Raw genomic sequence first — 25,208 nt, 5'->3', positions numbered from 1 at the left:
GCCGTGCGGCAGTCCAACAACAAACAAGGGCCAATCCGTGCGCTTGGGGCGATGTCCGGAACGTCGATGGATGGCGTGGATGCCGCCGTGGTCGAAACCGATGGTCATCGGATCTTCAGCTTTGGTGAAACCGACTATCGCGCCTATTCCGAGGCCGAACGTGCGGTGATCCGCGCAGCCTTGGGGCAATGGCAAGGGCCCGATGTCGAGGTCGCGGCCGAGCTGGTGACCGTGGCCCATGCCGAGGCCCTGTCGGAATTCGAAGAGGTGGATTTGATCGGCTTTCACGGCCAGACCCTTGCGCATGAGCCGCGTGGGCGCGGCACCTTGCAAGTGGGCGATGGCGTCGGTCTGGCGCAGGCGCTGGGTTTGCCGGTTGTCTGGGATTTCCGCAGTGACGATGTGGCTTTGGGGGGCGAAGGCGCGCCTCTGGCCCCGTTCTTCCATTTCGCTTGTGCCAAATGGATCGATGCGCAGGAGCCGCTGTGTTTCCTGAACCTCGGCGGTGTCGGCAACCTGACCTATGTGGACCCGTCCTTTGATGGCCCCGAAGCGCCCGGGGCTTTGTTGGCGTTTGATACTGGCCCGGCAAATGCGCCTGTCGATGATCTGATGCAGGCCCGTCTGGGCCAGCCGATGGATCGCGACGGTGCAGTGGCCCGAGGCGGCACCGTGGAAACTGGTGCGCTTGAGCTGTTTCTGGCTGAACCCTTCTTTGCACGCATACCGCCCAAATCCCTGGATCGAAACGACTTTGCCGAGATGGTACGGTTGGTGCAGGAGTTGAGCGATGCGGACGCGGTCGCCACTCTGACCGCGATGTGTGCGGCAGGTGTGGCGCAGGGTATGCAGCATTGCCCGAAACCACCTGCGCGAGTGCTGGTAACCGGCGGCGGGCGGCATAACCCCGTTCTGATGGAGATGCTGCGCGTCTCGTTGGATTGCCCGGTTGAGCCGGTCGAGGCCGTAGGGCTGGACGGCGATATGCTGGAAGCTCAGGCCTTTGCCTATCTGGCGGTCCGCGTGGCGCGGGGCTTGCCGACCTCATGCCCTGGAACGACGGGGGTGCAGGCCCTGGTGGGCGGTGGCATTGTCAGCCGTGTCTCGGTGGACCAGGCCAGCTAAGCTGGGAACTCGGACCAAGTGGTTCAAAAGCGGGCATAAGTGTGCGACGCTTGTGTAAACGTGTTTCAACAAAGGTCTTGTTTCATGGCGACAAAAGCGGAACTGGAAGCCGAACTTGAGGCGTTGCGCGCGCGCAACGCGAAGTTGGAGGAGAGCGCTGAGGCGGGCGCGGAAGAGAAGACCTCAACCAAAACGAGCGATGAGATTCGGCGATTGCTGAAGGAGCATGGCGTTGATCTATCCGGAGCCGAGGCCATGGGTGAGGAGGTCGTTGCCGAGTTTGGCCGTTTGCAGAAGGATTATCCGATTACAGTTCTGCTGATTGCGTTCTCGCTTGGGTATGTGGTCGGTCGGGCCAGCAGATAGAGAGGGTTAGATGAGCAGACTTAGCAGAAATCTTGTAACGATCTATCGCACGGAGCGCCTAATCGCGCGTCGTCGTCTTGCGGTCATGCAGCAACAGACGATCCTGATGGTGCTGGCAGGTATCGCGGCACTGGCCGGTCTGGTTGCCCTGAATGTTGCCATCTTTTTTGCGTTGGACGCGTTGATGTCTTCCGCCGGTGCAGCAGCGGTGCTGGCGGCCGGGAACCTAGTTTTGGCGGCGCTACTGGTTCTGTTTGCGCGGCGGACCAGTGTCGAGGATGAAATCGCCCCGGCGGTGGAAGTGCGCGACATGGCAATCGTGGACGTTGAAGACGAGATGGAGGAGATGGCCACTGAGGCGCGTGAGGTGGTTCAGGCGGTCAAGAGCATTGGCGCAAATCCGCTGGGATCTTTGCCGGCGTTGCTGGTGCCCTTGTTGACCGCGCTTTTGAAGAACCGGGCCGAGAAATAGGTGGGTGCGGGGTTGGGGGCGCTTCCAAGCCGTCGATTGCATTTTGGTTGGTACTCGTTCGCACTTGTCAATTGTGGCTAAATGCCTTGGCGCTCCCGCGCCTAGCTGAGTGCTGAGGCGATAACCGCGCTATCAAGCCAATGTGTTCCGGATAATTGGATGGCGCGGATGGCTCCATAGCCGCCATCCATCGATACGACGAATTGCTGCGTTCGCATTCCGCCTTGCAGGCATTCGAATTGCGTCAGATTATCCGAGGCGATGGTTCCTGAAACACAGCAAAAAAATGTAGCATTTTATCAGAATACTTTTACCATGTGGTCAAATTTGGGGGAAGATGAATGCTAGACATCATCATTAGACAAGCCCAACTGCCGGATGGCCGAGGGCCGGTGGATATTGCGATCAAGGGCGACCGCGTCGCAAAGATTGCCCCCAAGATCGAGGCTGAAGCAGGCGAAGACATTGACGCGGCTGGGCGCTTGGTTTCGCCCCCGTTTACCGACCCGCACTTCCATATGGACGCGACCCTGAGCCTTGGAACGCCTCGCATGAATGTCTCGGGTACATTATTGGAAGGCATCGCGCTTTGGGGCGAATTGAAGCCCCTGCTGACACCAGAAGCAGTAATTGAACGCGCCATGCGATATTGCGACCTTGCTGTATCGCAGGGATTGCTGGCAATCCGATCGCATGTGGACGTTTCATCCACACCTTTGGTTGGCGTTGAAGCACTGTTGGAGGTCCGCAAGCAGGTCACCCCCTATATTGATCTGCAACTGGTGGCATTCCCTCAAGATGGCCTTTACCGCGCAGAAAATGCGGAAAAAAACTTGATCCAAGCTCTTGATATGGGTGTCGATGTCGTGGGCGGCATCCCGCATTTTGAGCGTACGATGTCGGAAGGTTCCCGGTCGGTCAGAAGACTGGCCGAGATAGCGGCGGACCGAGGCCTGATGCTGGATTTACATTGCGATGAAAGCGACGATCCAATGTCGCGCCACGTGGAAACCTTAGCCTATGAGACCACGCGCCTTGGGCTTGGCGGGCGGGTAACGGCAAGTCATGTCACCGCGATGCACTCGTATGACAACTACTATGCATCGAAGCTCATACCGCTAATCGCAGAAAGTGGCATGAATGTAGTGCCCAATCCTCTCATCAATATCACGCTGCAAGGCCGTTCAGATACCTATCCGCGTCGTCGGGGGCTGACCCGAGTGCCAGAGCTGCGCGCAGCAGGTGTGAATGTCGCCTTCGGACAGGATTGCACGATGGACCCATGGTACTCGCTTGGCTCCGCCGACATGTTGGAAGTGGCTCACATGGGCGTGCATGCCGTGCCGATGACATCCCGCGAGGCGATGGAGTGGGCGTTTAGGTCCGTTACTCAGAATGGTGCCAAAGCAATGGGCTTGCCCGACCCGACGATCCGCGAAGGCGGCCCTGCCAATATGATTGTGCTGCAAGCGCAGGACCCGATTGAAGCAGTTCGCATGAAAGCCACCCGGCTTGCCGTTATCAAAAACGGAAAGGTGCTAGCCCGCACAGAACCACGAATGGCCGCGCTTTCTTTGCCTGACCGTCCCACGACCCTGGATCCCGCAGATTACGCGTCCAGGCCAAATACTTAGGAAGCTCAATAACAAGAAGAATTGTAACCAACAGAAGAGGATCTACCAATGAAACTCACCACAACCCGCCGGCAACTGATGGTCGGCGCTGCGGCCACGCTGGCCCTGCCGGCTTATATCCGTCGCGTGAATGCGCAATCTGCGATCCGCGTCGCCGGCGTGCACATGTCTCCGGTCGAAAATGCGTGGAACAGCCGCATTCACCTGGCGATGCAGGAAGCCGCCGGCGCTGGCCTTATAGAGTATGAGTTTTCAGAAGGAGTAGCTCCGACCGACTATCCCCGCGCGATGCGCGAATATGCCGAAGGAGGTGCGCAAATCATCTGGGGTGAATCTTACGCTGTGGAGCGTGAAGCACGCGAAGTGGCGGGTGACTACCCCGACACTGCGTTTCTGATGGGGTCTTCCGGTGGGCCAGAAGGTGACAATTTCGGTGTCTTTGGCACACGCAACCACGAGGCAGCCTATCTGGCCGGTATGCTCGCGGGTCAAATGTCCGAAAGCAATGTCTATGGCTCGGTCGGTGGTTATCCGATCCCCGAGGTGAACCTGTTGATCAATGCTTTCCGCATGGGCGTAAGCGAAGTGAACCCAGACGCCACCTTCGTTAACGGTTTTATCGGTGCATGGTTCGATCCGGCCCGCGCGCAGGAAGCTGCGATTGCCCAGATCGATGCGGGCGCGGACATATTGTTTGGTGAGCGCATTGGCACTGCGGATGCGGCCCAAGCGCGAGGTGTAAAGGCCATCGGTTCGCTCATCGACTATACTCCACGCTACCCGGGCACGGTCTTTGCCAATGCAATCTGGAATTACGGTCCGACCATCCAGGCCATCGTGGCGGATGTTCAGGCCGGTAATCCAACAGGTCGTAACTACACCGAATATTCCTTTATGGCGCATGGCGGCAATGAGTTGATCTATGTCGCCGATGAAGTGCCCGCCGACGCCATCCCGGGGATGGAGGCCAAACAAGCCGCGATTCAATCCGGTGAATGGGACGTTCCGATTGATGAAAGCGAGCCCTCCTGATCCAGAGGGTCTCGACGTGACCGATGCCACGGCTCTTGCAGCTGCCATCACGGCAGGGCAGATTTCTGCCTGCGAACTGATTGAATCCAGCCTTGCCGCCTGCCACGCACGGGTGGATTTGGGGGCCGTGGTATATCTGGACGAAGAAATGGCCCGCGATGGGGCAAAGGTGGCAGACGCATTGCCACCAGACCAGCGCGGGCCATTTCATGGGGTTCCCTTTTTGGTGAAAGACCTAGGTGGTTCCGCAAAAGGGTTGCCGGCGACGGCAGGATCTGCGGCAATCCGTGCGCGATGTCGTAGACCCGAAAGCGACAGCCACCTGCTACACCGTCTTCGCCGAACCGGCCTGATCCCTTTCGGCTTGACCGCAACACCGCCGTTTGGCCTTTCACTGACATGCGAACCCGATGGCGCGGCTGTGACCCGTAATCCATGGAACCCTGCACTGACACCCGGTGGCTCATCCGGCGGCGCCGCAGCCGCGGTTGCAGCTGGTATTGTTGCAATTGCTCATGCCACGGATGCAGCCGGGTCAATCAGGGTTCCGGCTGCGTGCTGCGGCTTGACCGGACTCAAGCCTTCTCGTGGCGCGGTGCCCGGAGGCCCTGATTTTGCCAATTACCTGATGGGCATAGCGTCTGAGTTGGTCCTTGCGCGGTCTGTCCGCGATGTAAAGACCGCCTTTGAAGCGGTAGCCCAGCCCATGGCCCCGGTATATCTGTCAGAACGCCCCCGTGTCGCATTGGCATTGCCGGCGCGTTGCGGTGCCGACCAGTGCAAGGCCGCTGAAAGTGCTGCCGACGCGCTACGCGATGCAGGTTGTGAGGTGCGCGATATTCGTGCTCCCGACCAATTGGGGGATGAGGCTCACGCAATCGCCCGAACCATACTAGCTGTTTCGTTGGCCGAGTGGCTGACTGCGCTCAAGATACATGATGATGAGGTTCCACCACTTGCTGCGGCCATGGCTGCCGAGGGCCGTGCGACGTCGGCCACAGCGCTTTTTGCTACCTCACGACAGCTCGCACATCTGAAAAAACGATCTCGCAAGCTTTTCAAGTCTGCCGATGCTGTCCTGATGCCGATTCTCTCGTCTGCGCCGCCCGTTGTAGGCGCTTTGGATCTGTCCGGCTCCTCCCCAGACGATCACATGGCGCGGCTTGAGGCTTTTGCCCCGAACGCAGCACTTGCAAATGTAGCGGGCTTATCAGCTTTGGCGCTGCCTTTTGGCCTGGCAAATGGTCTTCCAATCGGCGTTCATCTGATTGGTCCCCCCGGCTCGGATTTTGCGCTGCTGAAACTTGGCGCACTTATCGAAGCCCGCGCGCCCGCAATCCCTTTTCCACACCCAATCGCAGGCCTGACCACATGAACAAGGTTCTGGAACTAAACGGCATAACCAAGCATTTCGGAACACTCACCGCCAATGATGATGTGACCCTCACACTAGAAAAAGGTGAAATTCTTGCTCTTCTGGGCGAAAATGGTGCGGGTAAGACTACGCTAATGAATATCCTGTTCGGCCATTACGCAGCCGACGAAGGCACGGTCAGGGTATTTGGAAAAGAGCTGCCCCCGGGCCTGCCGCGCGCAGCGATCGAGGTGGGAGTGGGGATGGTACACCAGCACTTCACGCTTGCGGGCAACCTTACGGTTCTGGAAAACGTTATGCTTGGTTCCGAACCCCTGACGCGCGTGCGTTCTGCTCGTGGAGAGGCGCGCAAGAAACTGTTGCAGATCTCAGAGCGGTTCGGCCTGCCTGTAAATCCAGAGGCCAAGGTTCGGACGCTTTCCGTTGGCGAACGTCAAAGGGTCGAGATTCTGAAAGCGCTCTATCGCGACGCGCGCATACTGATCTTGGATGAACCTACTGCCGTTCTGGCCCGGCCCGAGGCGATGCGCCTGTTCGAGACGCTGCGAGATATGACGAAAGAAGGCCTCTCGCTTATTTTCATCAGCCACAAGCTGCACGAGGTCATGGCAGCCTCTGACCGCGTGGCGGTGCTTCGTGGCGGCAGGATGGTCGCGGAACGCAAAACATCCGAAACCACACCAGAAGAGTTGGCGGAACTGATGGTTGGCCGCAAGGTTGAACGCCCCGTACGTCTAGACCATGAGATTGGAGCGCCAGTCCTGATCGCAAAGGATGTGAGCGTAAAGGAAGACGGTGAGTTGCGGCTGGATGATGTGTCGTTCGCCGTCAATGCCGGTGAAATCCTTGGTATCGTTGGCGTTTCAGGCAATGGTCAGTCCTCCCTCGGAGCGCTGCTGTCAGGATTGGCACACCCGAGTGCGGGTCAGTTAACACTTTTGGACGAAGATATCGGCCATCTGGGTCCGCGCGGCATGATCCGCGCGGGGGCAGGCAGGGTGCCTGAAGATCGGCATGCAGAAGGCGTTGTGGGCGAATTGAGTTTGTGGGAAAATGCGGTGCTTGAGCGCTTGCGCACACCTGAATTTTCGCACCGCGGCTTTGTTCGACAACGCGCCGCCCGGGATTACACTGCGGCGCTGATCGAACGCTTTGATATCCGCGGCGCCAGCCCCGACACGCGAACAAGGCTGCTGTCCGGCGGCAATATGCAAAAGCTGATCCTTGGCCGGGTTCTGACCAATGGGCCGCGCTTTGTGCTCGCAAACCAGCCAACGCGTGGTCTTGATGAAGGGGCAATTGCTTCGGTTCATGCCGAGCTTTTGGCAGCGCGGGCGGAAGGTGCCGCAATCCTGCTCATCTCAGAAGAATTGGAAGAAGCTGTAGCCCTGTCAGACCGAATACAGGCCATCGTAAAAGGGCGCTTGTCAGAACCGATATCGGCCGATGAAGCCGACCCACAACGCCTTGGCCTGATGATGGCAGGTGTTTGGAAGGAAAATGATGATGCGGCTTGAACGACGCTCACATGTGCCGCTGCACCTCGCGATCATTGCACCACTGGCCGCGATCTTTGCTGCATTGCTTTTGGCCGCAGGTCTCATCGCAGCTGCTGATGTAAATCCGCTATCGGCTTATGGCGAAATGGTGAATGGCGCATTCGGCTCGCGCCTTTCCATCGCCGAGATGCTGACCCGCGCCACTCCGCTTATCTTTACGGGGCTTGCCGCAGCTGTCGCCTTCCGAGCGCGGCTTTGGAACATCGGGGGCGAGGGACAGTTCTTTGTTGGGGCGCTAATCACCGCTTGGATCGGTCATTCCCTCGGGGTTCCAGGGTGGATAGGTATTCCGATCTTGATGTTGGCAGGCATGGCGGCAGGCGCGGCCCTGTTGGCAGGGCCTGCCTTTCTACGCTTGCGTTTCGGCGTAGATGAGGTGGTGACAACCCTGCTGCTCAACTTCATCGTGATCCTTTTCGTTGGTCTCATGATTGAGGGTCCTATGCGCGATCCGCTGGCCTTTGGGTGGCCCTCTTCGGTGCCCGTAGACGGGGATTACCGCCTTCCGGATCTGATCCCCCGCACACGTCTCCATATCGGGTTGCTTGCTGCCATCGCTGCAGCTGGTGCTGTTTGGCTGATCCTTGCGCGCACTGTTTTTGGTGCTGAAACACGCGCCGCAGGTTTAAATACCAGCGCTGCCGCTTTTGCCGGAGTCTCCCTGCCTAAGACGATCATGGAGGTGGCCCTGCTTTCGGGCGCGCTGGCTGGGCTTGCCGGGTCTGTCGAAGTCATGGGGGTCACTGCGGGGGTTACCACCACTATGAGCCCCGGATTTGGTTATGCAGGCATTGTCGTCGCCATGCTCGCCGCTTTGCATCCGGCCGGAGTGGTCGCTGCCGCTGTTTTCGTCGACACCGTCTTTGTCGGGGCCGACGCCATGAGCCGTGCGACGGGTGTTCCCAGTTTCATTGCCGATGTGATTGTGGCGCTTTGCCTACTCACCATGATCGTGGCCCTTCTTTTCACAACCTACCGGGTGCGCAGATGAGTGATGCAATTGACCTGCTGCTGAATACCAGTCTTTGGGCTTCCGTGCTGCGTATTGCGACACCGCTCATATTTGGTGTTCTGGGTGCGTTGCTTTGCGAACGTTCGGGCGTGCTTAATCTGGGAATCGAGGGGATCATGACCATGGGGGCGATGAGCGGTTGGCTTGTCGTCTACATGGGAGCACCATTGCTTGCAGGCCTCATTTTTGCAGCGTTTTGCGGCGCGGTGATGGGATTGCTTCATGCCATGCTGACAGTTCCACTAGGGCTTTCCCAACACGTCTCAGGGCTGGGCATAACGCTTTTTGCATCCGCTTTAGCCTATTACTTGTACAGGTTGCTTGTTGAGGTGGGAGATTTGCCCCCTACGATCGAGGCTTTTAAGCCGCTCGATATTCCGGTCCTGTCAGATCTTCCCGTTTTGGGACCGATCCTTTTTAACCAAGCTTTGCCGACCTATCTGGCGCTCGCTGCGGTGGTTGTGATGGCCTATGTTCTTGCCCGCACGCCCTTGGGGTTGGCTATTCGTATGACCGGAGAGAACCCTCATGCGGTTGAGGCGCAGGGGCTGAACCCGATCCGTATCCGTATCGGCGCAGTTGTTGTCGGGTCGGCCTTGATGGCGGTCGGCGGAGCCTTCCTGACCACAACGGCGTTCAACAGCTTTTTCCCGGGCATGGTGCAAGGGCGCGGTTGGATCTGCATCGCATTGGTAGTTTTCGCTAGCTGGCGGCCCAGCAAGGCTTTGATTGGCGCGATGTTGTTCGCTTTCTTCGATGCCTACCAACTGCGATTACAGACAACGGTTGAGGGTGTGCCATATCAATTGTTCCTTATGGCGCCGTATGTACTTTCGATCGTTGCGCTCGTCCTTGTCGCCCGCAGAGCCGAAGTCCCCGCGGCATTGATGGCACCCTACCGACGCGGCGAACGTTAGTGGCATAGTTTCAAACATATTGGCTAGAAAACGAAAAAATCATCAAAATAGCCATCTACTCGACCAGCTAACGAAGCGCTGCGCACAAGACCAAAATCACAATCCGGAATTCTCTGCACAATATCTATTTTTTCACATTCCGGTGTCATTCAGTCGCGCAGATCGAAATCCGGACTAAAGATCACTTGAATGCCTGCCTCCGATTGTTCTACCTGACAAGCTCGCGCACGCGGCGAATGGCCGGTTTCCGCCCTTTTTGATGAACGCTGCGCTGATCGCATTGGTCGCTTTAGGGTTCGAACCAAACCTTCTATGCAGCTGACGCAAATGGCTGCCTTGGGCCGATTTTTACGTTCGCGCTTGGCCCATGCCCGAGAGATCACAATCAGGAGTGATAGCTTCTCGAGTAAAACTGAAAGTAAAGCTATAGAAGGGGCTAAGGGCTCTGCCCCCGCCGCGCTTTGCGCGCCTCCCCCGGGATATTTTTAGCCAGATGAAGTTTGGATCCTTCGTTCTATCGGCTGCGAGGGATGTCGAAACCATGGGCGGCGAGGTCGAAGCCTTCGAATTCGAAACCGGGAGAGACGGTGCAGCTGACCAGAGTATAGTCTCCGGTCGTTCGGGCGGCTTGCCAGTGGTTATCAGGAACGATCAGTTGCGGCGCGCCTTTGGACAGGTCGGGGCTGAGAAGGTGGTCGGTGGCGGGGCCTTGGTCGGTTTCGCTGATCGACAAGATCAAAGGGGCGCCTGCATGGTAAAGCCAGATCTCGGTCGCATCGACACGGTGCCAGTGGCTGGATTCCTCGGCCTCTAGCAGGAAATAGATGCAGGTGCCCGTGGCGCGGCCCTCGTTTTGGGCCCGCCAAGTCTCGCGGTACCAGCCGCCTTCAGGGTGTTTTTGTAGGTTCAAGTGGTCAATGATCTCTTGCGCGGTCATGTTTGTCCTTTTGGGTTTTTGCACGATTATGCATGGGTTCGCGCGATCCGCTATGGCAATCATCGCGTCAGGTCATATGTTTGCGCCATGACCTTTACGATCCCCTTTGATAACTCCTACGCCCGTTTGCCGGATGCCTTTTACACGCGGCAGTCTCCGGTCCCTGTGAAAGAGCCTCAGTTGATTGCGTTCAACAAGGGGTTGGCGCGGATTTTGCGCATCTCACCTGGAGATGTCACGGAGATGGCGCAGGCTTTTGCAGGGAATACGGTGCCCGACGGAGCAGAGCCTTTGGCGCAGCTGTATTCAGGGCACCAGTTCGGGACTTATAATCCTCAGCTCGGGGACGGGCGCGCGGTTTTGCTGGGAGAGACTGTGGGCGAAGACGGGATACGCCGTGACATTCAACTAAAGGGCTCGGGCCGGACACCTTATTCGCGGCAAGGCGATGGGCGGGCATGGCTGGGGCCGGTGTTGCGAGAGTATGTGGTCTCGGAAGCGATGCATGCGCTGGGCATTCCGACCACGCGGGCTTTGGCCGCTGTTGAAACAGGCGAAGCCGTTTACCGCGAAGGGCCGATGCCCGGGGCAGTTCTGACCCGTGTGGCGCAGAGCCATTTGCGCGTTGGAACATTTCAGGTCTTTGCCGGGCGCAGGCAGGTCGAAAGTCTGAAGCAATTGACCGACTATGCCATCCAGCGCCACTACCCCGAGGCTGAAGGGCCTATGGGGCTGTTGCGGGCGGTTCGTGATGCGCAGGTAAAGCTGATCGCGGCGTGGATGAGCGTTGGGTTCATTCACGGGGTGATGAATACGGACAATTCCTCGATCGCAGGGGAGACCATCGACTATGGTCCTTGCGCCTTTATGGACAGCTATCATCCGAATACGGTCTTCAGCTCGATCGACCGGATGGGGCGTTATGCCTATTCCAACCAGCCCGAAATCGCGGTGTGGAATCTTGCGCAACTGGCAACGGCCTTGATCCAGCAATACGATGACCCTCAGAACGGTGTCGAAAAGGCGACTGAGATCGTACACGCCATGCCCGATCTGCTGCAGCAGGAGTGGTTGAGCCACTTTCGTGCCAAGCTGGGTTTGACGCGTGAGGAGGAGGGCGATCTTGAGCTGATCACCGACCTGTTGAAGCGTATGGCGGAGGAGCAGGCGGATTTCACCAACACGTTCCGGGCGCTGGGCGGTGAGACCGCGCGGGATCAGTTCACGAATCCAGAGGCCTTTGATGGCTGGGCTGAGGGTTGGCAGGACCGCATGTCGCGCGAAGCGGACCCGGAAGGGGTGATGGCAGCGGCGAACCCAGCGTTCATTCCGCGCAACCACCGCATTGAGCAAATGATCGAAGCTGCGGTGAAGGGGGATTATGCGCCATTCCATCGTTTGAACGATGTGTTGTCACGCCCCTTTGCGGATCAGCCCGAGAATGTCGACCTAACACGGCCCCCCAGTGCAAATGAAGTGGTTCACGCCACGTTCTGCGGAACCTGATTGCGGCCTAGCAGCTCGAATTGAAGGCAGGTCTCGGACATGTCGATGGGAAGGGTCGGTGAGATCAGACCGCTATCGGCCAGCATGACCGATTCCCGTTTCAGTTGGATTTCGCGCCCGGATTCTGATTTCACGTAGGTCCCCGAGGTGCTGCGATCTGTCAGGATCAGCTTGCCGGCTTTCATGGCAAGGACCGCATGCAAGCGCGAGATCCAGGGCTGCGGCAGGACCACATCGCAGTCAGGTGCACGGCCAATCTTGAACTCTCCGTTGCCGAGACAGCGCCAGACGCGGTCCTCATGGCGCAGGATCAGGGTCAGACCTTCGCGGGGCTGCCAGTTCTCTTCCGTGCGGCCAAAACTCTGTGGCAGCCTCGTCTGCGAGATCGAGTCGGATTCGGGATGGATCAAGGAATAGGCCGTCTGAGGCTCGGTCAGCCCCTTTAGGCTGAGTTGGCCCAGAGGTGTCAGCGTGCGCCGAAGATCGGCAGGCAGCAAGACAGCGATCCCCTGGCTGAAGCAGGCCTCGCCCGGGTTGGCTGCGGTTGCAAAACGGGCGGTCACGTTGACGGCCTCGCCATAGATGCCACGCTTGCCGATCACGATGGGGCCGCAATGTACGCCGACATGGACCGACAGCGGCGTATGGGTTGAAGGCTCGATCAGCTTCAGGGCAGCGTTGTAGGCCGCGCTTGGGTTCTCGAAATAACTGAGAACATCGTCGCCCTTCTGCCCGACCGGAATGCCACCAAATTCCTGCAGGACCGAGCGCAGCCGGTCGATCTCGAGCTGGATCAAGCGCTGGGCTTCGTCATCGCCCACCGCCTTGTAGAGCGGCGTACTGCCCACGATATCGGCAATGATCATCGTGGCGAATGTGGATTCAACGTCCAAGGGCGAGTTTCCTTTTTGCGGCAGTTTAACCCCGCTTGATTTCGTGTAAACTTATTTAATGTAATGCTCATAAACCTTTGAGGGAACGCGCTGAGAATTGCAACACCGCGCCCATTCCAAAGGTTCCAAATCGGTGCCGTTGACCCTGAAAAGCGATATGAAAATACCCTCGGTTCTGCGGCTTGCCAGCTACAATATCCAGAAATGTGTCGGCCTTGATCTTAGGCGTCAGCCACAGCGTATCCTTCAGGTTCTCGAAGGAATGCGCGCCGATATCGTCGTGTTGCAGGAGGCTGACAAACGCTTGCCGCCACGGCCTGCAGCGCTGCCTCAGTTCATGTTGGATGAGGCGGGATGGCAGATCGTCGATCTCGGCGGGGCAGGCAGTTTGGGATGGCATGGAAATGCGGTGATCTGGCGGGGCGATGCGATCTCGGTCCGTCAAACCGGCCATCACGAATTGCCGGGGTTCGAGCCGCGCGGCGCGGTGCGGGTTGAGTTCGATACTCCCATTGGGCCGCTTCGGGTGATGGGCATGCATCTTGGGTTGCTGTCCGCTTCGCGTCGCCGGCAGATCACTCACATCCGCCAGTTCGGCGCGGATCTGGAGGATATGCCGACGGTCTGGGCCGGGGATTTCAACGAATGGTCGCGCTCACCGGTGTTGGTGTCAATCGGCATTGAATAATGACCCCCCATCGGCGTCCAAATTTGACCCCCCTTGGAGCTAAGAGGGGCGTTGAGGGGGTCGTGTTTAGGTTGATTCAGGAGGGGGTGGACAGCAGGTCAAACCGAAAAGAGAGCGTAGCTCGACTGAAGGTTTGACCTGCTGTCTGTTTTGAATTTATTCCCCGATTTCGAGGTTAGTCGCGGTGGTTAATTCGCCAGCTTTCGTTCCCGGTTTCGATGATATCGCAATGGTGTGTCAGTCGATCCAGGAGAGCAGTGGTCATTTTGGCATCTGTGAACACACTCGGCCATTCAGCAAATGCGAGGTTGGTTGTTAGCAGAATAGACGTTCGCTCGTACAGTTTGCTGATGAGATGGAAGAGTAATCGTCCACCAGACTCTGCGAACGGCAGATAACCGAGTTCGTCTATAATCACGAGGTCGACGCGGATCAGCTGCTCGCTGAGCCGCCCGGCGTTGCCTTCGCGATGTTCAGCCTCCAGCTTGTTCGCGAGATCCACAGCGCTGAAGAACCTGACCCGCCGGCGGTTATTGACCGCGTGGCCCCCGATCGCTGTTGCGAGATGCGTTTTGCCCGATCCGGTTCCACCGACCAGCACGCCATTCCTGGCCTGGTCCATAAAATCGCCGTCATGAAGATTGCGCACGACTTCCTCGTTGACGGGGCTGACCGTGAAGTCGAACTCAGGTAAGGACTTGCAGACCGGGAACTTTGCGGCACCCATCTGATACCGGATCGAGCGCGCAGTCTTTTCGGCCAGTTCGGCCGTGAGGAGTTCGGCCACGACCTGTTGGGGCCGCCAGTTGTTTTTGGCTGCGGCCTGCATCACTTCGTCAAAGCAGTTGACGATGCCTGGCAACTTCAGTTGACGGGCAAGTTCGAGAATTTCCTTACGCAGTTGCATGGGAGCCTCCAAGCCTGTCATAGCGAGCGCAATCCGCGATCGGTGCCATTTTCAGCTGCAGGTGGGCAGGCGGCTCAATCGCCTTTGGCGGCGGGGGATTGGTGCGCCGAGAGACAATGTTCAGGATCGCATCGGCCTTGCGCAGGCCAGATTTTAGAGCTTCTTCGCAGGCAGCCTCGACCACATCAATGTCGTGCTGGTAAGCAGCGAAAAGAATATCGGCAAGTTGCCGGTCTCCGTCGGATGTGCCCCGCAGATGGGTCCAGATCTGCGTCATTGCCGGTGGTAGGTCCCAGTCACGGAACGGTGCTCCATTGCGCAGAGCGCCAGGCTTGCGCTTGAGGACGGGCACATAGTGCCAAGGGTTGAAGATCGTTTTTCCTCGGCCGAAGCACCGTTCGTGCTCTCCGACAATCTCACCGTCTTGGCGCAGGACAATCCGCGTGGCGTAGACCTGCAACTGGACCTGACGTCCAACAGCTCTTGCCTCAACGCTGTATTTGTTTCTTTCGAAGTTGATCAGGCAGGTTCGGCTCACGGCGACCGTCTTTTCACGGAACCCGACGAAGGGCTTCTGCAGATGCGTCAGCAGCGGCTTTTCCTGCTGGAACTCCTCCCAGACCGTCACCTCCAGGTTTTCCGGATGCCGCAGTTCTTTTGCGCGTTTGATCGCGTCTTTTTGCAGCCGGGCATTCAATTCATCGAAGTCGGCCACCTCCAGACGCGGTGTAAAACTATAGGCGCGGCTCTCCTTGACCAGATTCTCAACCTGACCCTTCTCCCAACCGGCCGCGCGCGTACAGGCGATCGGGTTCACCAGATGATGAGAACACATCCGGGAGAATGCCTTGTTGAACTTTCTTTCCTTGCCCGACAGGATCGCATCGACGGCGGTCGTCATGTTATCGTAGATCCCGTTGATGCAGCCTCCACCAAAGAATTTGAAGGCCTCGTCGTGGGCATCAAAGACCATCTCCTGCGTCTCGCGCGGATAGGCAATGGAGAATGGCATGCGGCTATGGCAAAGTTTGAAATGGGCAACCTTCACGGTCGTGAGTGCACCGTCCATCAAAACCGTCTCCACACTCCAGTCGAACTGGTACGCCTCCCCAGGATCAAAGATCAGCGGGATGAACGCCTGCGCCTGTTGTCGGCCGTGCGCAATGCGCCAATTCTTTGTGTAGCGTCGAACACTGTCATACCCGCCGCCAAAACCATCATCGGAGAGTTCCTTCCAGATTTTGGTCATCCGCTTGCGGTGTTTCTTCGGAAGCGCCTCGTTCTCCTCAAGCGTTTCATCCAGACGCGCGCGCCAAGGCCCGAGCACCGGGTATGGCTGCGATTTGCGCTCATATTTGAACTCCGTCACTCCCGATCGGATTATCTTTCGAACCGTTGCACGGCTCAAATTGAGCGAACGGCAAATTTCCTTGATGCTCTTTTTTTCGATCAGGTGTAAGCGACGCACTTTTCTAATAGTTTCCACGCAAATCATCCCGCTTGCCTCTCCATCGACTGCTCAATGAAAAGGATGTCTACAACCATAGGGAGGGGTCAAATTTGGACGCCGATTTACCCGCTTAGGGGGTCAAAATTGCACGCTTTTCTACAGGTGTTGGACAACCTCGTGCCCGAGATGCGGTTTCTGCCTCCGATACCCAGCTTTCCCGCCGCCCAGCCCTTGGGCGCTTTGGACCGGATTGCCCTGGGGCAGGGGGTCGAGGTGCATGCGCATGGCGTGCACGAGGATCGCCCGGCCCATATCGCCTCGGACCATTTGCCTATCTGGGCCGATCTGCGCCTTGAAGGATGATCTGCGCAGGCATGTCGAATTCTTGTGGCGCGGCGCGTGCGGACATACTAAGACAGACACCCGAGTAGTTTCTGAGGGGCATCATGCCGGATACGATCATTTCGCGTTGTGAAGCCAAGGGCCTTCGCATGACCGGCCAGCGGCGCACCATTGCGCAGGTTCTCGAGGAGAGCGCGGACCACCCGGATGTCGAAGAACTCTACGCCCGCGCGTCCGCTTTGGATTCGGGTATCTCGATCGCAACGGTCTACCGCACGGTGAAACTATTCGAAGAGGCTGGCATTCTGGAGCGTCTGGAATTCGGCGATGGCCGCGCCCGTTATGAAGATGCCGAGAGAGATCACCATGATCACCTGATCGACATGCAATCGGGGGAAGTGATCGAATTCGTCGACCCCGAGATCGAAGCCCTGCAGGAAAAGATCGCGGAAAAGTTGGGCTATCGCCTGAAGGGGCACCGGCTGGAGCTGTATGGCGTTCCCATCAAGCCTGAGTGATCCATCACCAAACGCGATGGGTGGCAACAAGACAATTCATCGCCCGCGATGTGATAGGTCTTGATTTAACGCAATACATACGGTTTTGCTGAAGCGAGAAGGCGGCAATTGGTGCCGCCCATTTCTTTACGGACAGACCCATGAACAACGTCAACGGCATTTTGCTGGTCATTGCGTCTATGGCGGCTTTCACGCTTGAGGATGTGTTCATCAAGCAGCTGACGTCATCCATCATGCCTGGCCAGATTCTTGTTATGCTGGGGCTGGTCTGCTCTGTCGTATTTCTGGTCATGGCCATCGCAACCCGCAAACGGATTTTTGTGCCCGAGGCGTGGCAGCTTTTGCCGATGATCCGCGCTATGTCCGAGGCCGTCGCTGCGGTGGCCTTTGTGACGGCGCTGGCCCGTGTGGACCTTTCGACCGTCGCGGCCGTGTTTCCTGACTTCCGACATTTTTTCGTATAAGTCATTGATATTATTATGCCTTGGTTGCCAAAAGGCACTACACGGACTTTTTTCGCCAGCGATTGTTTCGGAGTGTTGAGGGAGCTCAGGCTTTGGTCTGGCCAGTTTTTCGGGTGCGCCCGGGGGGTATCTTGAAAGGGGCTTCGTTCCAGGTCAGGCCGACGCAGGTGAGGATGCGTCTGGCATCGACCGTGGCATGGCTTGGCATGCCGTAGCGGTCAGGGGTGCCTTTGTGGCGCAGGATCGAGAGCTGCAATGCGTTCAACTCGTTGCGGATACGAGCCGGGCTCATCGGGTGTCCGAGCAGGTCCAGATGCTTGCGCAGGTGCTGCAGGCAGCAGAAGGCCATGTAGCAGATGGCGATATGGGCCCGGACCCGACGCGGCGACCAGTGATAGATGGGCCGGATTTTCAGATCGTGCTTGTTGGTGCGGAAGCAGGCTTCGATCTCCCACAACTGGTGATAGCGGGCAATGACGTCCTGTGCCTCCAGTTCGTCCGCACCATGAACAACAATGGCATGCAGCCCGTCCCATTGTGCCGCTGCCTTGATCTTTGCATCATCCAGCGTGACGTCCCCGCTGTCGGGGAAGGCCAGGAAGCGGCCATATCCCCGGCTGCTGAAGCTGCCGGGTTTGCGAGAGCGCTTGAGCTTCTTGTGCAGCTTTTCGATTGCCTTGTCGCGCTTGTGGGCATCATTGCGTGCCCGGGTGGGTGACCAGGTCACAATGACCCGCGCTCCCTCCTGGTCGATCACCTTGTACCAGCCCTTCTCGGTTGCCTCTTCAGAACCGTGTCCAGCCCAAGGCTGGCGTCCCTCCGGGCTCAAAATGTTCGCCTTCACGGCGGCCGGGGCGGACTTCATGCGATAGCCGAGGATGTAGGGCAGACCCTTGTTCTGCAACATCTGCTGGTTGTCCTTGCTGAGCATGGCGGCATCGGCCACGAACGTGACCCTGGCCACGTCGAAGCGTCCCTCCAACGCCTTCAGCGCAGCTTCCAGCGTATGACCTTCCCAGGTGTTTCCCGGGAAGAGTTCATAGCCCACAGGCAGCCCATCGGAGGTGACGATCAGCGCCAGCATGACCTGAGCGCGGTGATGCTTGCCATCCTTGCTGAAGCCCTTGGCCAGAAGATGATCCTGCTCGACCCCGTCCGCATCCTCGGCCGGGTCCTCGCGCTCGGTGTCAAAGGCCAGGGTCGTGCAATCGTAGAACAGCACGGTCACTGGCCCGCCCAGCAACTTCTCTGCCGCCGCGTGAGAGGTTTTGCAAATCCCGTCTATCACCGGCGTATTGATGTAATCCATGCTCCGATAGACCACGTCCAGATTGAGCGTGATGCCTGCCTGGTTCTCCAACGCCTCCACGGTCGCGCGCTTGCTCTCGGGCTGTGCGATCCGCGCCATAACCAGCTCTTTCACAATGCGATTGGCACTTTTACGCGCCGCCCCCAGAAGGGCCCCCCAACCCAGTTGGTCATACATCGTCCCCATGACATCCCGCAGACCCAGAGAGACCCGCGCCTCCTCACGGCACTCGGCAAGATCAACGCCAAGCTTGTCCGGCCGCGGAGCGCGGCGCACCAGCGCCTGCAGATCGGCATATTCCGTGGGCGTGAACAGTTCCATTTGCGGCGAGCGATCAATGCGTAATTGCTCCATCAAGCGGCCCGCCAGACGCTTGATATCCTCAATCTCGCTGTCGTTATGGGCCACACCCACATGGCGCAGGATCTTCTGGCGTACCTTGGAGCCGGTGCGGACGGATTCAACGATCTGGATCCGTGTGCGGTTGAGCTTTGCGTCATGTTTGGTGCGGATGAACATGGGCGAAGAGGTTAGCCATCTGAAGGCCCATGTCAATACTTTTTATAATAATGGGGCACTACAACGCGCCTCTGAGCAACCACACCTGAAAACAAACCAAAAACCCAGTCAGATCAACAAAAAGGTCGGAAGTCAGGTGGGGCTGGTCTGCTCTGTCGTATTTCTGGTCATGGCCATCGCAACCCGCAAACGGATTTTTGTGCCCGAGGCGTGGCAGCTTTTGCCGATGATCCGCGCTATGTCCGAGGCCGTCGCTGCGGTGGCCTTTGTGACGGCGCTGGCCCGTGTGGACCTTTCGACCGTCGCGGCCGTGTTTCAGGCAATGCCACTAGCGGTCACCATGGGGGCAGCGCTGTTTCTGGGTGAACAGGTCGGCTGGCGACGCTGGAGCGCGATTGGCGTTGGCTTTATCGGCGTGCTGATGATCATCCGGCCCGGGCTTGAAGGGTTCCGCCCGGAATCCCTCTATGTGGTGGCTGCGGTGATCGGCGTGGCGGCGCGTGATCTGATTACGCGGCGGTTGGACAGCAAGGTCTCGTCAGCGGTGGTGTCGTTACAGGCTTATCTGGCTTTGGCTGTCGGCGGTGCAGCCTTGATGATCATGAGCGGCCATCCACTGGAAGCCATGCAAAGCGCTGAGATATGGCCTTTTGCTGGAGCGGCCTTTTTCGGTGTTCTGGGCTACTATGCGATCGTGATCGCAATGCGCGTCGGCGAAGCCTCGGCCGTCACGCCGTTTCGCTACACGCGGCTGTTGTTCTCGATCCTTGCGGGTGTCCTGGTCTTTGGCGAACGTCCGGACCTGATGACACTGGCCGGGGCGTCCCTGATCATCGGCTCGGGCCTGTATACCTTTCTACGCGAACGCAAGTTGGCGCGCGAAATGGCATTGGCCGCCGCGTAGCCCTGTTGGCGCAAACATGACGCTGTTAGCCCTAAAGGGCCGGGAATGTACGTGTTAGCGATAACGGAAATGGTTTACTTTTAGTTCCGTGCTGCTATGACGCGTGCAACGGAATGCAGCCACAGGGACCGCCCTCATGAGTACCATCATCGACATTCACGCACGCGAAATCCTGGACAGCCGGGGCAACCCGACGGTTGAGGTCGACGTGATTCTGGAAGACGGCACAATGGGCCGCGCGGCTGTGCCCTCGGGTGCCTCCACCGGCGCCTATGAGGCGGTTGAAAAACGCGACGGTGACAAGGCGCGTTACATGGGCAAGGGCGTGCTCGAGGCCGTTGCTGCCGTCAACGGTGAGATCGCTGAGGAACTGGTGGGTTTTGACGCGACCGAACAGGTCGCCATCGACCAGGCTATGATTGAACTAGACGGCACCGAGAACAAGGGTCGTCTGGGCGCAAACGCCATTCTGGGTGTTTCGCTTGCAGCGGCCAAGGCGGCAGCGGATTTCACCACGCAGCCTCTGTACCGCTATGTCGGCGGTACCTCGGCCCGCGTTTTGCCGGTTCCGATGATGAACATCATCAATGGCGGCGAACACGCCGACAACCCAATCGACATTCAGGAATTCATGATCATGCCGACCTCGGCTGCGAATATTCGCGAGGCGGTCCGCATGGGCTCCGAGGTGTTCCACACGCTTAAGCGCGAGCTGTCGGCTGCCGGTCTGGCCACCGGAGTGGGCGACGAAGGCGGCTTTGCCCCCAACATCGCATCGACCCGTGAGGCATTGGATTTCATCCTGCAGGCGGTCGAAAAAGCGGGCTACAAGCCGGGTGAGGAAATTCACCTCGCCCTGGATTGCGCCGCGACCGAATACTTCAAGGACGGTAAATATGTGCTGGCGGGTGAAAATATCTCGCTAACCTCAGAGGAAAACGCCGAGTATCTAGCGACCTTGGTCAAAGACTATCCGATCATCTCGATCGAGGACGGCATGTCCGAAGACGACTGGGATGGCTGGAAAGCACTGACCGACGCGATTGGCGACAAGGTTCAGCTGGTCGGCGACGACCTCTTCGTGACCAACCCAGCACGTCTGGCTGAAGGGATCGAACGTGGCTGCGCCAACTCGATGCTGGTCAAGGTGAACCAGATCGGATCGCTGACCGAGACACTACGCGCCGTCGATATGGCCCACCGCGCGCGCTATACCAACGTGATGTCGCACCGCTCGGGCGAGACCGAAGATGCCACCATCGCCGACCTGGCCGTGGCGACCAATTGTGGACAGATCAAAACCGGCTCGCTGGCGCGTTCGGACCGGTTGGCCAAGTATAACCAACTGATCCGTATTGAAGAATCTCTGGGTGAAGTTGCGGAATATGCCGGAGCATCGATCCTGAAACGTTGATTTCAAACCCGGTTCTGAGCACTGCCGGAGGCCCTCTTCCTGACTTCCGACCTTTTTGTTGATCTGACTGGGTTTTTGGTTTGTTTTCAGGTGTGGTTGCTCAGAGGCGCGTTGTAGTGCCCCATTATTATAAAAAGTATTGACATGGGCCTTCAGATGGCTAACCTCTTCGCCCATGTTCATCCGCACCAAACATGACGCAAAGCTCAACCGCACACGGATCCAGATCGTTGAATCCGTCCGCACCGGCTCCAAGGTACGCCAGAAGATCCTGCGCCATGTGGGTGTGGCCCATAACGACAGCGAGATTGAGGATATCAAGCGTCTGGCGGGCCGCTTGATGGAGCAATTACGCATTGATCGCTCGCCGCAAATGGAACTGTTCACGCCCACGGAATATGCCGATCTGCAGGCGCTGGTGCGCCGCGCTCCGCGGCCGGACAAGCTTGGCGTTGATCTTGCCGAGTGCCGTGAGGAGGCGCGGGTCTCTCTGGGTCTGCGGGATGTCATGGGGACGATGTATGACCAACTGGGTTGGGGGGCCCTTCTGGGGGCGGCGCGTAAAAGTGCCAATCGCATTGTGAAAGAGCTGGTTATGGCGCGGATCGCACAGCCCGAGAGCAAGCGCGCGACCGTGGAGGCGTTGGAGAACCAGGCAGGCATCACGCTCAATCTGGACGTGGTCTATCGGAGCATGGATTACATCAATACGCCGGTGATAGACGGGATTTGCAAAACCTCTCACGCGGCGGCAGAGAAGTTGCTGGGCGGGCCAGTGACCGTGCTGTTCTACGATTGCACGACCCTGGCCTTTGACACCGAGCGCGAGGACCCGGCCGAGGATGCGGACGGGGTCGAGCAGGATCATCTTCTGGCCAAGGGCTTCAGCAAGGATGGCAAGCATCACCGCGCTCAGGTCATGCTGGCGCTGATCGTCACCTCCGATGGGCTGCCTGTGGGCTATGAACTCTTCCCGGGAAACACCTGGGAAGGTCATACGCTGGAAGCTGCGCTGAAGGCGTTGGAGGGACGCTTCGACGTGGCCAGGGTCACGTTCGTGGCCGATGCCGCCATGCTCAGCAAGGACAACCAGCAGATGTTGCAGAACAAGGGTCTGCCCTACATCCTCGGCTATCGCATGAAGTCCGCCCCGGCCGCCGTGAAGGCGAACATTTTGAGCCCGGAGGGACGCCAGCCTTGGGCTGGACACGGTTCTGAAGAGGCAACCGAGAAGGGCTGGTACAAGGTGATCGACCAGGAGGGAGCGCGGGTCATTGTGACCTGGTCACCCACCCGGGCACGCAATGATGCCCACAAGCGCGACAAGGCAATCGAAAAGCTGCACAAGAAGCTCAAGCGCTCTCGCAAACCCGGCAGCTTCAGCAGCCGGGGATATGGCCGCTTCCTGGCCTTCCCCGACAGCGGGGACGTCACGCTGGATGATGCAAAGATCAAGGCAGCGGCACAATGGGACGGGCTGCATGCCATTGTTGTTCATGGTGCGGACGAACTGGAGGCACAGGACGTCATTGCCCGCTATCACCAGTTGTGGGAGATCGAAGCCTGCTTCCGCACCAACAAGCACGATCTGAAAATCCGGCCCATCTATCACTGGTCGCCGCGTCGGGTCCGGGCCCATATCGCCATCTGCTACATGGCCTTCTGCTGCCTGCAGCACCTGCGCAAGCATCTGGACCTGCTCGGACACCCGATGAGCCCGGCTCGTATCCGCAACGAGTTGAACGCATTGCAGCTCTCGATCCTGCGCCACAAAGGCACCCCTGACCGCTACGGCATGCCAAGCCATGCCACGGTCGATGCCAGACGCATCCTCACCTGCGTCGGCCTGACCTGGAACGAAGCCCCTTTCAAGATACCCCCCGGGCGCACCCGAAAAACTGGCCAGACCAAAGCCTGAGCTCCCTCAACACTCCGAAACAATCGCTGGCGAAAAAAGTCCGTGTAGTGCCTTTTGGCAACCAAGGCATAATAATATCAATGACTTATACGAAAAAATGTCGGAAGTCAGGCGGAATATGCCGGAGCATCGATCCTGAAACGTTGATTTCAAACCCGGTTCTGAGCACTGCCGGAGGCCCTCTTTTCCCGGAAAGAGGGCCTTTTTGATGGTAAAAGGACGGCTGCGACTGTGAATTCCTTCGGCTAAGAGAATTCGTCTTATCTGCAGGTGTTTAGCGGGTTAACGGATCTTATGTGTGAACTTAATCACACAGAGCTCACGGTTTCGTGTTCTATACTGAAGTCATTACAGAAAGGAGCACACCATGACTGGTTCGAAATTCCTTCTCGTAGCGACAGTTCTCAGCACTGTATTTCTGGCGGCCTGTGCGGGGCCGGGGACCTATCCGATCACTGGGCAAAAGGTCTCCTCCGACGATCCGGTGCAGGAGATGTACTATAACCCGAATGTGGTTTTCCGGGGCGAGTCGCGCTAGAGCGCTTTGCTCATCAGCATGTAGCGCTCGCGTGGTTTGAAGCCGGTGCGCAGATATAGTTTCTGCGTCGCCTCATGCGTGCGTTCAACTTCTAGGTGCAGGGCCGTCAGCCCGGCCTCGGCCAAGGCTTTAGGCAATTCAAGTAGGACCTCGGTTGCGATACCTCGGCCACGAACGGCGGGGCGGATGTAGATTTCGTCCACGAACCCATCCATGCCTCCGAATTCAACCGACCAGCCGAAGGTCAGGATGATATAGCCCAAAGGCGCGCGACCTGGGCCGATCAGGTAGATGCAGCCATGGGGGATGCCCTCAAGCAAAGGCATCAGTGCCTCGCGCCGTTGGTCGGCGTCCTGTGCGATCCCTTGTTCGGCATGGAACGCAGAGACCAGCCCCATCAGGCGGTCCAGATCTTCGGGGCGAGCCAGTCTTAAAGCGGCGGTCATAGGCGGGCCAGCCTTTCCGTGAGGAGGGTGAAGAATCCTTGGGCGTCTACGTCGCCCATGAACATAGCATTCGGTTTTCGGTCTGTTACACGCCACCAGTCAGCGACTGTCATGCCCAGCGTCAATTCTGACTTGGTTTCGATCTCAACATTAATGTGGCGACCCGAGAACAGTTCTGGCTGAATCAAATAGGCGGTAACGCAGGGATCGTGCAATGGTGCGCCTTCTGAGCCGTACTTTTCCTTGTCAAAGCGCTCGAAGAAATCGGTCATTTCAGCGACGGCATGACCGACCTTACTATCCAGCGATCTGAATGCGTCATTGCGATGCGGTGTAACCAAAGCGTCATGGGTCACATCAAGAGGCATGACGACAATATGAGCGCCAGATTTAAACACGATATCAGCAGCTTCGGGGTCGACATAAATGTTGAACTCCGCGGCTGGTGTGATGTTCCCGACCTCGAAATAGGCACCGCCCATCAGCACGATTTCCTGCACCCGGTCGACGATATCGGGGGCCTTCTGGAAGGCGGTCGCGATGTTTGTCAGTGGCCCCAGCGGGCAGAGCGTGACTGTCCCGGGTTCCTGCGTGCGCAGGGTTTCGATGATGAAATCGACCGCGTGGCCCTCGGTCAAAGGCATTTCGGGATCGGGAAGCACAGGCCCGTCGAGCCCAGTTTTGCCGTGCACATGTTCAGCCGTGATAAGAGGGCGTTTAAGCGGCCGGTCGCATCCGGCATAGACCGGCACCTCGGTATGGCCCGCCAACTCACAGACAATACGCGCGTTCTTGGCGGTCAGTTCAAGCGGCACATTCCCGGCGACGGCAGTAATACCCAGCACCTCGATCTCTTCGGGGCTGGCGAGCGCTAAAAGAATGGCGACGGCGTCGTCCTGACCGGGGTCGGTGTCGATGATGATCTTGCGGGGCATTGGAGTCTCCGGGGGGGCGTGAAGGTCG

Annotated in this window: 23 protein-coding genes and 2 pseudogenes; 18 read left to right on the top strand and 7 right to left on the bottom strand. The window is 58.2% G+C overall.

What is annotated here, in order from left to right; translation table 11 throughout:
- Positions 1-3: 3 nt before the first annotated feature.
- From ACOERD_RS03995 to ACOERD_RS03955, 9 genes are all read left to right on the top strand, one after another.
- The gene (locus tag ACOERD_RS03995) at positions 4-1,125 is read left to right on the top strand and encodes an anhydro-N-acetylmuramic acid kinase (RefSeq protein ID WP_419738120.1); all 1,122 of its coding nucleotides are present in this window, start codon (positions 4-6) and stop codon (positions 1,123-1,125) included.
- Positions 1,126-1,209: 84 nt separating this feature from the next.
- A complete protein-coding gene (locus ACOERD_RS03990; RefSeq protein ID WP_170373933.1) occupies positions 1,210-1,491 on the top strand; it encodes a hypothetical protein in 282 nt (93 codons plus the stop codon).
- A gap of 10 nt (positions 1,492-1,501) precedes the next feature.
- The gene (locus ACOERD_RS03985) at positions 1,502-1,963 is read left to right on the top strand and encodes a hypothetical protein (RefSeq protein WP_419738119.1); all 462 of its coding nucleotides are present in this window, start codon (positions 1,502-1,504) and stop codon (positions 1,961-1,963) included.
- Positions 1,964-2,304: 341 nt separating this feature from the next.
- On the top strand, positions 2,305-3,597 hold the full coding sequence (locus ACOERD_RS03980; RefSeq protein WP_419738118.1) for an amidohydrolase family protein: 1,293 nt from the start codon (positions 2,305-2,307) through the stop codon (positions 3,595-3,597).
- A gap of 48 nt (positions 3,598-3,645) precedes the next feature.
- Positions 3,646-4,629 carry a BMP family protein gene (locus tag ACOERD_RS03975; protein ID WP_170641936.1) on the top strand — a complete coding sequence of 328 codons (984 nt, stop codon included), beginning with the start codon at positions 3,646-3,648 and terminating at the stop codon, positions 4,627-4,629.
- On the top strand, positions 4,610-6,004 hold the full coding sequence (locus tag ACOERD_RS03970) for an amidase (protein ID WP_419738346.1): 1,395 nt from the start codon (positions 4,610-4,612) through the stop codon (positions 6,002-6,004). Before ACOERD_RS03975 ends, ACOERD_RS03970 begins: the two co-directional genes overlap by 20 nt.
- A complete protein-coding gene (locus ACOERD_RS03965; RefSeq protein WP_419738117.1) occupies positions 6,001-7,521 on the top strand; it encodes an ABC transporter ATP-binding protein in 1,521 nt (506 codons plus the stop codon). The genes ACOERD_RS03970 and ACOERD_RS03965 overlap by 4 nt, the downstream gene beginning before the upstream one ends.
- The gene (locus ACOERD_RS03960) at positions 7,511-8,554 is read left to right on the top strand and encodes an ABC transporter permease (protein WP_419738345.1); all 1,044 of its coding nucleotides are present in this window, start codon (positions 7,511-7,513) and stop codon (positions 8,552-8,554) included. The genes ACOERD_RS03965 and ACOERD_RS03960 overlap by 11 nt, the downstream gene beginning before the upstream one ends.
- On the top strand, positions 8,551-9,492 hold the full coding sequence (locus ACOERD_RS03955; RefSeq protein WP_170377319.1) for an ABC transporter permease: 942 nt from the start codon (positions 8,551-8,553) through the stop codon (positions 9,490-9,492). Before ACOERD_RS03960 ends, ACOERD_RS03955 begins: the two co-directional genes overlap by 4 nt.
- A 514-nt stretch (positions 9,493-10,006) precedes the next feature.
- On the opposite strand, the gene ACOERD_RS03950 is transcribed toward ACOERD_RS03955, so the two are convergent.
- Entirely contained in the window at positions 10,007-10,429 is a 423-nt protein-coding gene (locus tag ACOERD_RS03950) for a cupin domain-containing protein (protein ID WP_419738116.1), read from the bottom strand.
- Between the two features lie 87 nt (positions 10,430-10,516).
- On the opposite strand from ACOERD_RS03950, the gene ACOERD_RS03945 reads away from it, so the two are divergent.
- On the top strand, positions 10,517-11,935 hold the full coding sequence (locus ACOERD_RS03945; RefSeq protein ID WP_419738115.1) for a protein adenylyltransferase SelO: 1,419 nt from the start codon (positions 10,517-10,519) through the stop codon (positions 11,933-11,935).
- Here the strand turns inward: ACOERD_RS03945 and ACOERD_RS03940 are convergent.
- Positions 11,911-12,828: an adenylate/guanylate cyclase domain-containing protein gene (locus tag ACOERD_RS03940; protein ID WP_170466490.1), complete on the bottom strand. Its 918-nt coding sequence runs from the start codon at positions 12,826-12,828 to the stop codon at positions 11,911-11,913. The genes ACOERD_RS03945 and ACOERD_RS03940 overlap by 25 nt on opposite strands.
- Positions 12,829-12,985: 157 nt before the next feature.
- Here ACOERD_RS03940 and ACOERD_RS03935 point away from each other — a divergent pair.
- Positions 12,986-13,495: pseudogene (locus ACOERD_RS03935) on the top strand (endonuclease/exonuclease/phosphatase family protein); the annotation flags it as partial.
- Between the two features lie 196 nt (positions 13,496-13,691).
- Here the strand turns inward: ACOERD_RS03935 and istB are convergent.
- Both istB and istA read right to left on the bottom strand, forming a co-directional pair.
- On the bottom strand, positions 13,692-14,423 hold the full coding sequence (istB, locus tag ACOERD_RS03930; protein WP_419737606.1) for an IS21-like element helper ATPase IstB: 732 nt from the start codon (positions 14,421-14,423) through the stop codon (positions 13,692-13,694).
- Positions 14,410-15,918 carry an IS21 family transposase gene (gene istA / locus ACOERD_RS03925; protein ID WP_419737605.1) on the bottom strand — a complete coding sequence of 503 codons (1,509 nt, stop codon included), beginning with the start codon at positions 15,916-15,918 and terminating at the stop codon, positions 14,410-14,412. Before istA ends, istB begins: the two co-directional genes overlap by 14 nt.
- 117 nt (positions 15,919-16,035) lie before the next feature.
- Here istA and ACOERD_RS03920 point away from each other — a divergent pair.
- The 3 genes and pseudogenes from ACOERD_RS03920 to ACOERD_RS03910 form a co-directional block, all read left to right on the top strand.
- A pseudogene (locus ACOERD_RS03920) lies at positions 16,036-16,236 on the top strand (endonuclease/exonuclease/phosphatase family protein); the annotation flags it as partial.
- A gap of 83 nt (positions 16,237-16,319) precedes the next feature.
- Complete coding sequence (locus ACOERD_RS03915) at positions 16,320-16,733, top strand: Fur family transcriptional regulator (protein WP_170373928.1); 414 nt, start codon at positions 16,320-16,322, stop codon at positions 16,731-16,733.
- Positions 16,734-16,873: 140 nt separating this feature from the next.
- The gene (locus ACOERD_RS03910) at positions 16,874-17,197 is read left to right on the top strand and encodes an EamA family transporter (protein WP_419738114.1); all 324 of its coding nucleotides are present in this window, start codon (positions 16,874-16,876) and stop codon (positions 17,195-17,197) included.
- An 85-nt stretch (positions 17,198-17,282) separates the two neighbouring features.
- On the opposite strand, the gene ACOERD_RS03905 is transcribed toward ACOERD_RS03910, so the two are convergent.
- The gene (locus ACOERD_RS03905; RefSeq protein ID WP_419737624.1) at positions 17,283-19,025 is read right to left on the bottom strand and encodes an IS1634 family transposase; all 1,743 of its coding nucleotides are present in this window, start codon (positions 19,023-19,025) and stop codon (positions 17,283-17,285) included.
- Between ACOERD_RS03905 and ACOERD_RS03900 the strand changes: the two genes are divergently transcribed.
- From ACOERD_RS03900 to ACOERD_RS03885, 4 genes are all read left to right on the top strand, one after another.
- Positions 19,018-19,929, top strand: coding sequence for a DMT family transporter (locus ACOERD_RS03900; protein ID WP_419738113.1), 912 nt, complete (start codon positions 19,018-19,020; stop codon positions 19,927-19,929). The genes ACOERD_RS03905 and ACOERD_RS03900 overlap by 8 nt on opposite strands.
- A 136-nt stretch (positions 19,930-20,065) precedes the next feature.
- Positions 20,066-21,343 carry a phosphopyruvate hydratase gene (gene eno, locus ACOERD_RS03895; protein WP_419738112.1) on the top strand — a complete coding sequence of 426 codons (1,278 nt, stop codon included), beginning with the start codon at positions 20,066-20,068 and terminating at the stop codon, positions 21,341-21,343.
- 175 nt (positions 21,344-21,518) lie between these two features.
- Positions 21,519-23,261: an IS1634 family transposase gene (locus ACOERD_RS03890; protein WP_419737624.1), complete on the top strand. Its 1,743-nt coding sequence runs from the start codon at positions 21,519-21,521 to the stop codon at positions 23,259-23,261.
- Between the two features lie 367 nt (positions 23,262-23,628).
- Entirely contained in the window at positions 23,629-23,799 is a 171-nt protein-coding gene (locus ACOERD_RS03885; RefSeq protein ID WP_170466505.1) for a hypothetical protein, read from the top strand.
- Here ACOERD_RS03885 and ACOERD_RS03880 read toward each other — a convergent pair.
- Both ACOERD_RS03880 and ACOERD_RS03875 read right to left on the bottom strand, forming a co-directional pair.
- Entirely contained in the window at positions 23,796-24,245 is a 450-nt protein-coding gene (locus tag ACOERD_RS03880; RefSeq protein WP_419738111.1) for an N-acetyltransferase family protein, read from the bottom strand. The genes ACOERD_RS03885 and ACOERD_RS03880 overlap by 4 nt on opposite strands.
- On the bottom strand, positions 24,242-25,180 hold the full coding sequence (locus ACOERD_RS03875) for a nucleoside hydrolase (protein WP_419738110.1): 939 nt from the start codon (positions 25,178-25,180) through the stop codon (positions 24,242-24,244). Before ACOERD_RS03875 ends, ACOERD_RS03880 begins: the two co-directional genes overlap by 4 nt.
- Between the last annotated feature and the right edge of the window lie 28 nt (positions 25,181-25,208).

Source organism: Ruegeria sp., assembly GCF_965199275.1.
Lineage (GTDB): Bacteria > Pseudomonadota > Alphaproteobacteria > Rhodobacterales > Rhodobacteraceae > Ruegeria.
This window is presented reverse-complemented; position numbering and strand designations above follow the sequence as displayed.